Origin of the sequence: Stenotrophomonas maltophilia, from assembly GCF_003970865.1 — a bacterium.
Taxonomy (GTDB): Bacteria; Pseudomonadota; Gammaproteobacteria; order Xanthomonadales; family Xanthomonadaceae; genus Stenotrophomonas; species Stenotrophomonas maltophilia_AR.
Genome location: NZ_RXLZ01000106.1, coordinates 1 through 8,263, shown reverse-complemented (window position 1 = coordinate 8,263; position 8,263 = coordinate 1). Strand labels below are relative to the sequence as shown.

Here is an 8,263-nt window from a genome sequence, read left to right as displayed (position 1 = left end):
ATCCCGCCCAGCATCCCAGCAACGGCATACAATCCAGCTTGGCCACGGCCGGCCCCAGTTTGTAGTCTCGACAACCACAATCTAGCGGGTCGGCCGTGAGCCTCTCCCCTCAGATGGGAGAAGAACCCAAAAAAAGGGGGAGGCCGCCCCACTACGACCGGCCTCCCCCACACCACAACACGTTGACTTGCATTACAGCCGGGCAGCGCCCGGCTCTACCATCTCCACTCCACGCGCACGGCGGATCAGCCGCGTGACGGCGGTTCGCAGGTCATCCAGCACCGCATAGATCGTCGGCAGGAACAGCAGGCTGACCACGGTCGAGAACGCCAGGCCGCCGGCAATCGCGCGTGCCATCGGCGCGTACTCCGGGCCATTGCCGAACATCTGCGTGTTGGTCAGCGAGATCGGCACCATCGCCAGGATCGCCGTGCCCATGGTCATCATGATTGGCCGCAAGCGCTCGCGTGAGCCTTCCACCAGCGCCTGGGTACGGCCCATACCGCCACGCCGCAGGTTGTTGATGTGCTCGATCATCACGATGCCGTTGTTCACCACCACGCCCATCAGTACCAGGATGCCGATGAAGGACATGATCCCGAACGAGGTACCGGTGATCCAGAACAGCCAGAACACACCGAAGATCGAGAACAGCACGCCACTCATGATTGCCGCCGGGAACAGCAGCGATTCGAACACCGCCGCCATCACCACGTAGATCATCACCAGCGCGATCAGCAGGTTGAACACCATCTGCTGCATCGCTTCGTCGTCGTTGCCGTAGTCGCCGCCATCGAAGGTGAAGCCATAGCCGGCCGGGAAGTTCATCGGCTTGAGCACCGACTCCATCGCCTTGCGGCCATCCGGCGCGGTGACCTTCTCGGCCAGGTTGGCCTTGATGGTCAGCGTGGTCTGGCGGTTGGTGCGTCCGATCTGGGTGGCTGACGAACCAACGTCGACAGTGACCAGGCTCAGCAGTGGCACGCTGCGGCCATCGCCGGTGCGCACGCTGAAACCGGCCAGGTCTTCCGGGCTGCTCTGCTCGGCGCCAGCGAAACGTACCCATACCGGCACTTCGTTGTCGCCGCGGCGGAACTCGCGCATCGGCGCACCGCGCAGGGCCAGGCCGACAAAGCTGGCCACCTGCTCGGCATTGAAGCCGAATGCGGCGGCGCGCTCGCGGTCGACGCGCACCTTCAGCTCGCCGCCCTTCTCACCATTGTCGATGCGTACATCGCGCAGCTCGGCACGCTGGGCCAGCAGCGGCACCACTTCCTGGCCGATCTCCTGCAGCATCGAACTGGAGTCGCCCACCAGCTGCACCTGCACGCCCTGGTTGCCGCCACCACCGCCATCGCCGCCCTGGTTGCCGACGAAGTAGTCGGTGCGGGCCGACTTCGGCAGGCCCTTGCGCAGCTCTTCCTGCAGCGCCTTGATGTCCTTGGCGTACTTCTCGTCCAGGGTGACCACGGTGGAGCTGCCTTCCTGCTCGCTGTACCAGGAATACACCTGCTTCACGTGCAGGCGTTCACGGTTCTGGTCGATCCAGCTCTCCACCCGCGCCACTTCCTCGGACATCTGCCGGTAGGTGTAGGCGCCCTTCCACATGTAGCCGATGAAGATGTCCTTGCCGCCGTCACCACCGAACATGTCGACCTTGGTCAGCTTCATCGGCACCAGGCTGACCAGCACCACCAGCACGATGCCGAGCAGGCTCCAGCCACGATGGCGCAGCGACCAGTCCAGTAGTGTCGCGTAGCGGCGCTGCAGGCGCGCGATCATGCCGGTCTGCGAGTGCACCAGTTTGGGCGTAGCCATGCGCGCGGAAAGCATCGGGATCAGGCTGACCGCGACCAGCCACGAGGCCAGCAGCGAGACCGAGATGGTGATCGCGATCTGCGCCATGAAGATGCTGATGTTGTTGGTCTCGCCAAACAGGTTCGGCACGAACACGATGCAGTGGCACAGCGTGCCGGCGCTGAGCGCGATGGCCACGTTGCGGGTACCGATGATCGAGGCCAGCCGCGGCTGCCCCGGCAGGCGCTCGCGCTCCTGGTAGATGCTCTCCACCACCACCACGGCATTATCGACCAGCATGCCCACGGCCAACAGCAGGCCCATCATGGTCAGGATGTTCAGCGTCACCCCCACGAAGTACATGAAGCCCAGGGTGATGGTGAAGCAGATTGGAATGGCCAGGGTCACCATCAGCGTCGATGGCCAGTGGCGCAGGAAGAAGAACAGCACCGTCACCGACAGGATCAGGCCGACGCCACCGGCCTCGGCCAGTTCCAGCAGCGAGGAGGTCACCGCCTTGCCCTGGTTGTCGATCACCTTGATCTGTACGTCACGCATCGACGGCTCCGCGCGGATCGATTCGACCTCGGCCAGCGCAGCCCGCGACACCTCGACCAGGTTCGCGCTGCGCTCCTTGAAGATGTCCAGGCCGACGGCGGGGTTGCCGTCCAGGCGACGCCCGTAGTTCATCCGCGCCGGCTTCAGGCGCACGTCGGCGATGTCGCCCAGGCGCAGGCCCTTGGCGTTGATCACCAGGTCGCGCATTTCCTGCAGGTCGGTGATCTCGCCCACCGGCTGCACGCGCACGCGCTGGCCGTTGTCGTCGATCTGCCCGGCCGAGATCGAGAAGTTCAGCGTGCGCAGGCGGTCACTCAACTCGTTGATGCTCAGCCCGTGCGCATTGAGCCGGTTCGGATCGATGGCGATCTCCACCTCGTTCGGCGGCGCACCGGTGATGTCGACGCGGGCCACGCCGGGGATGCGCTCGATGCGCCGCTTGAACTCGCGGTCGAGCATGTCGTAGGCGGTGGTCAGGTCGGTGGTGCTGGCCAGGCGCACCTTCAGCACCGGCTGATCGCTGCTGGACCACTTGAACACGTTGTAGCGTTGCAGGTCGTCGGGAAGGTCGCTGCGGATCGCGTCGATGCGCTCGCGCGCGTCGGAGGCGGCGATGGCGATGTCACGATCCCAGTCGCTGAACTCGATGTAGATCAGCGCCGCCTCGGAGGTGGCCGACGAGCGCATGCGCTTGATGCCGGTCATCGTCGCCAGCGATTCCTCCACCGGGCGGATGATGGTCCGCTCCACTTCCTCCGGGGTCGAGCCGGTGTACGGAATCTGCACGAACAGGAACGGCGCGGAGATGTCCGGCAGCGCCTCCAGCGGTAGCCGGAACGAAGCGATCAGGCCGATCACCACCAGTGACACGAAACACATGATGGTGGTGACCGGGCGGCGGATGGAGAACTCGGCAACACTCATGCCGGTTCCTCCGTGCCCGCCGCGCTGCCTGCTGTGCCCGGCTCGATTTCGCCGGCGTGCTTGCGCCCGCGCTCACGGTAGTAGGCGTCGCCGCGACGATCCATCAGGTCGTACACCACCGGGATCACCAGCAGCGTCAACAGGGTCGACACCAGCAGTCCGCCGATCACGGTGATCGCCATCGGTGCACGCACTTCAGCGCCCTCGCCCATCGCCACCGCCAGCGGCAGGAAGCCGAACAGCGTGCACAGCGTGGTCATGATGATCGGCCGCAGGCGCGAGCGCGCACCTTCCACCAGTGCTTCGTGCTTGGCCACGCCGGCCTCGCGCAGCTGGTTGACCTTGTCGATCAGGATGATCGCGTTCTTGGTGACCAGGCCGACCAGCAGGATCAGGCCGATGAACACCACCACCGAAATGGGCTTGCCGGTCAGCATCAGCGCCAGGATCGCGCCAACCAGCGCCAGCGGGATGGTGAACAGGATCACAAACGGATGCAGCAGCGACTCGAACTGCGAAGCCATCACCAGGTAGACCAGGAAGATCGCCAGACCGAAGGCGAAGATCAGCGACGTCGCCGCCTGTGCCAGTTCCTCGCCCTGGCCGCCGATGTGCAGGCCGACACCCGCGCCCAGCGGTTGCTCGGCGACCATCTGCTGCACTTCACGCATGGCCGCGCCGAGATCGATATCGCGCAGGTTGGCTGACACCACCGCAACGCGGGTCTGGTCGGCACGATGGATCTCGCTGGGGCCAGTGGTGGCAACCACGTCAGCCACCGCGTCCAGGGTGACCGGCCGGGTACTGCCCGGATTGACGATCAACCGGCGGATGCTCTCCACGCTGGCGCGATCGCCTTCCTGGGCACGCACCAGCACGTCGATCTTGCGGTCGCGGAAGCTGTAGCGGGTGGCCACGTCGCCGCGCACCTTCTTCACCACCACATCGGCGATCTGGCGGGTGGTCAGGCCCAGCGCACCAGCGCGTTCCTGGTCGAAGCGGATCTGGATTTCCGGGAAGCCCTCTTCCACCGTCGACTTCACGTCGGCGTAGTGCGCGTTGCCGCGCAGCATCGCCGCCAGGCGCTGGCCGGCTACTTCGAGCGTCGCCATGTCCTGTCCGCGCAGCTCGATTTCCAGTGGCGTGGAGAAGCTGAACAATGCCGGCCGCGCGAAGTCGACCTGTGCACCCGGATGCTGGCCCATGGTGTCACGCAGGCGCTCGGTGATCTCCGCTTCGGTGCGCGCGTTGCCGCCGCCTTCCATCACCACGGTCAGCTTGCCGATGTTCTCGCCGCTTTCGGTGGGGCTGGCATCCAGGCGGGTGCCGCTGCCACTGACGCCGTACAGCGAGGCCACGCCCTCCCCCTTGCCATGCGCCAGCTGCAGCTCACGCACCAGCGCATCGGTCTGCTTCAGCGGCGTGCCGGCCGGCAGCTTCACCGTCATTTCGAAACGGTCCTGCGCCAGCTGCGGAATCAGGTCGGCACCGAGCATCGGCACCAGCGCCATGGTCGCCACGAAGATGATCGAGGCCACGCCCAGCACTTTGCCCGGATGCGCCAGCGCACTCGGCAGCAGTCGCAGGTAGCCGCGCTCGGCACCGGCATAAGGCTTCATCGCCAGATCGCTGGCCTTGCGCATCACCGGGCCGACAACCGCCACCACGCCACGCCACGCCCGCACGACCAGCCAGGCCAGCGCATAGAAGGTCCAGCGCGCGGTCGCCACGGCGCCACGACGACCCAGTGCAACCGGCTTCTGCCAGCGGTTCTGCGGTTGCCACGGTTCGTTCGGTGCCTCTTCCGGGAACGCCATCGGCGGCCGTCCCTTCAGTGAGCTCAGCATCGGAATCAGCGTCATCGACACCAGCAGCGAGATCGCGATGGCGATCGCCACGGTCAACGCCTGATCACGGAACAGCTGGCCGGCGATGCCGTCGACGAACACCAACGGCAGGAACACCGCGATGGTGGTCAGGGTCGAGGCGACCACCGCCATGCTCACTTCGCGGGTACCGGTGATGGCCGCCTGCAGGATGCCCAGGCCACGCTCGCGGGCCTTGGCAATGCTCTCCAGCACCACGATCGAGTCGTCCACCACCAGGCCGGTGGCCAGTGCCAGGCCACCCAGCGACATCACGTTCAAGCTGAGACCGAGCTGGCCCATGAAGAAGAACGTGGCGATGATCGAGACCGGCAGCGACAGGCTGATCACGAACGTGCTCCAACCATCACGCAGGAACAGGAAGATGATCAGGATCGCCAGCAGACCACCGATCACCGCATCCTTCTTGACGTCGGCGATGGCGTGCTCGATGAAGCGCGACTGGTCCTCGATGGTGGTCATCTCGACGTCGGACGGGAACGTGCCCTTGATCTGCTCCAGGCGCTTGCGCAGCGCCTCGGCGGTGGACACGGTATTGGCGTCGCCTTCCTTGTAGATCGCCAGTTCCACCGATTCCTTGCCGCCCAGGCGGATCACCGCTTCGCGCTCCTTGTAGCCCTGGCGCACGGTGGCCACGTCCTTCAGGCGCACCGGCACACCGTTGGCGACCACGCTGGAGCCACCACCGGACGATGCGCTCTGCGCCGCCGAAGCCGCCGCGATGGCTGCCGCCGAACCGGTCGACGCGGCGATGTTGAACATCTGCTGCAACGCCGAGTCGGCGGCGCTGCCGTTCGACGCCTGGGTGGTGACCAGCAGGTTGCGGATCTCCTCCAGATCGGCGAACTGGTTGACGGTACGCACCAGGAAGCGCTGCGAACCCTCCTCCAGGCGGCCGCCGGAGATGTTGATGTTCTCGTCCTTCAGGCGCTTGATGACGGTGTCGATCGGCAGGTTCAACTGGGCCAGCTTCTGCTGGTCGATGTCGACCTGGATCTCGTCTTCCAGGCCGCCACCGACCTTGACCGCCGCCACGCCGGTAACCGGCTCCAGCTTCTTCTTCAGGTCTTCATCGGCATAGCGGCGCAGGCCGGTCAGCTCGCGGATCGCATCGGCATCGCTGGCCGGTGCGGTCTTGCTGGACAGCACCAGGCGCATGATCGGCTCGGTGGACGGATTGAAGCGCAGCAGCACCGGGGCCTTGGCCTCCAGTGGCAGGTTCAGCGCTTCCATCTTGTCGCGCACCTCCAGGCTTGCCTGGTCCATGTTGGTGCCCCAGGCAAACTCCAGCACCACATCGCTCTGGCCGGTACGCGAGACCGACTTCAGCTTGCGCAGGTTCTTGACCACGCCGACCGCTTCTTCGACCGGCTGGGTGATCAGGGTTTCGATTTCGGTCGGCGCCGCACCGGTGTATTCGGTGCGCACGGTCAGCGTCGGGTAGCTCAGGTCCGGCAGCAGGTTGACCTTGAGGTTGCCCAGCGCGATCAGGCCGAACAGCAGCAGGGTGACCGTGCACATGGCGATGGTCACGCGGCGGCGGGTGGCGAATTCCACCAGGCCGCCGCGCATGCCGGCGGCGGCGCCGTCGCTCGCCGGCGAGGCACCGTGGTCGTGGCCCGGGGCGGTCATTGCTTGCTCCCGGCCTTGTCTGCCGGCTTGGCGGCCGCTGCAACCGACTTCGCCTTTGCCTTCGGATCGGCAATCACCTGCACTGCGGTGCCGTCGCGCAGGGCGACCTTGCCGGCGGTGACCACCTGATCACCGGCCGCCAGGCCATCACGGATCTCCACCCACGGGCCCTCGGCGTAACCCAGCTTGACCGGAACGCGTGCGACCTTGCCTTCGCGCACCCGGAACACCGCCGGCTCACCGTCGTCGAGCAGCGCCAGGCGCGGCACCACCAGCGCATCGGCACGCTGGTCGTAATCGATGCGGATGCGCCCGAACATGCCGGGCTGCAGCGCGTGCGCGGCGCCATCGAAAGCGCTGACCACGCGAAACGTGCCGCTGCCAGAGTCCACCACCGGCGCGATGCGGTCGACGGTGCCGGTGAAGCTCTGGCCCTGCAGCGCGTCGGCGACCAGGGTCACCGGCTGGCCGGCGCGCAGGGTGGCCAGCTCACGCTCGGGCACATTGAGGGTGGCTTCCAGCCGCGAGTTGTCGACGATGCGGAAGATCGGCGTGTTGATCTGCACGAAGTTGCCGGTCTTGATCGAGCGCGAGGCGATCACGCCGGAGATCGGTGCCACCACCGTGGTGTAGGACAGCTCCAGCGTGGCCAGGCGGTACTGCGCGCGGACGTTTTCCAGGTCGTAGCGCAGCTGGTCGACATCGGCGGCGCTGACCATCTGCTGGCCGACCAGTTTCTGTGCACGCTGGTAGTTGTTTTCCAGCTTGCGCATCTGCGCTTCGCTCTGTGCCACGGCCAGGCGCGCACGGTCCGGGTCGAGCCGCACCAGCGGCTGGCCGGCGGTGACCCGCTGCCCTTCCTCGACCAGCACCGCCAACGCTACGCCGGAGGTTTTGGCCACCACCTGCGATTCGGCGCGTGGTTCCAGCGCAGCGGTACCGGTGTAGCTGGCCGCGACGGCGCGATGGCTGGCCACCGCCACTTCGACCGGGACCGCATCGACCTTCTTCTCCTCCTTGGTCTCGGCGGCCTTGGCTTCGGAATTGGGCCCTGCGGCGCAACCGCCCAGCAGCAGGGAGGTGGAGATCAGCAGTGCGGCAGCGCAGATTCCGCTGCGACGGCCGGACAGGAAGGTTGGGTGCGACATCGTCAGATCCCTGGAGGATGCGTGGACAGGTGTGGTAGCAAAGTAATGCACCACTTCACGGCAACACCATATCCCAAAGGTCATGGTGCCTTCGTGCCACTGGTCGGCCCGCCCCCATTTCAGCTAGATGAAACCTGGGGCTATACTCGGGTCGTTCCGTACCCCACGCCGGAACGACCAGACCCGAATCCCCGGAAACGACACCATGCGCCCGCAGCCGCTCGCCGCTTGTCTCGCTCTGGCCGTCCTCCTGCCCCTTGGGGCCGCCGCACAGCCCGCTCCAGCTCCTGCCACACCCGCCCCGGCCCCGGCTCCCGC

3 protein-coding genes and 1 pseudogene are annotated in these 8,263 nt (G+C 66.2%); 1 reads left to right on the top strand and 3 read right to left on the bottom strand.

Going from position 1 to position 8,263, the window contains the following annotated elements:
• Positions 1-192 precede the first annotated feature (192 nt).
• The 3 genes from EKL94_RS21500 to EKL94_RS21490 are packed head-to-tail and all read right to left on the bottom strand — an operon-like array spanning position 193 to position 7,945.
• Positions 193-3,279, bottom strand: coding sequence for an efflux RND transporter permease subunit (locus tag EKL94_RS21500; protein ID WP_126930572.1), 3,087 nt, complete (start codon positions 3,277-3,279; stop codon positions 193-195).
• Positions 3,276-6,797 (bottom strand): efflux RND transporter permease subunit, encoded by a 3,522-nt coding sequence (locus tag EKL94_RS21495; protein ID WP_185830075.1) that lies wholly within the window; start codon positions 6,795-6,797, stop codon positions 3,276-3,278. Before EKL94_RS21495 ends, EKL94_RS21500 begins: the two co-directional genes overlap by 4 nt.
• Complete coding sequence (locus EKL94_RS21490; protein WP_126930571.1) at positions 6,794-7,945, bottom strand: efflux RND transporter periplasmic adaptor subunit; 1,152 nt, start codon at positions 7,943-7,945, stop codon at positions 6,794-6,796. Before EKL94_RS21490 ends, EKL94_RS21495 begins: the two co-directional genes overlap by 4 nt.
• 205 nt (positions 7,946-8,150) lie before the next feature.
• Between EKL94_RS21490 and EKL94_RS21485 the strand changes: the two are divergent.
• Positions 8,151-8,263 (top strand): annotated as a pseudogene (locus tag EKL94_RS21485) (c-type cytochrome); the annotation flags it as partial.